The 257-nt window shown below is 63.0% G+C and carries 1 pseudogene; it reads left to right on the top strand.

Annotation, left to right across the window (positions count from 1 at the left end):
* Nucleotides 1–146, top strand: a pseudogene (locus tag ACQG3P_RS20430) (LPS export ABC transporter ATP-binding protein); the annotation flags it as partial.
* Between the last annotated feature and the right edge of the window lie 111 nt (nt 147–257).

Here is a 257-nt window from a genome sequence, read left to right as displayed (position 1 = left end):
ACCACAATGTGCGCGAAACCTTGGGAATCTGCGACCGCGCGTATATACTCAACGAAGGCAGCGTACTGGCGCAGGGGGCACCAGACGCGATCCTGGAAAACGCAGACGTCCGCCGCGGGTACCTTGGAGAGACCTGCAAGCTCTGACCGCCGGCCGCTGCAGCGCCTTCCCTCCGTTCGGCACAGGCAGGACAGCACGGCTGCAGACATCGCTGGGACAACAACTGGTCATGACGCCTCAGCTGCGTCAGGCCATCA

It is taken from the genome of Stenotrophomonas sp. SrG, from assembly GCF_050031795.1.
GTDB lineage: Bacteria > Pseudomonadota > Gammaproteobacteria > Xanthomonadales > Xanthomonadaceae > Stenotrophomonas > Stenotrophomonas rhizophila_A.
This window is presented reverse-complemented; position numbering and strand designations above follow the sequence as displayed.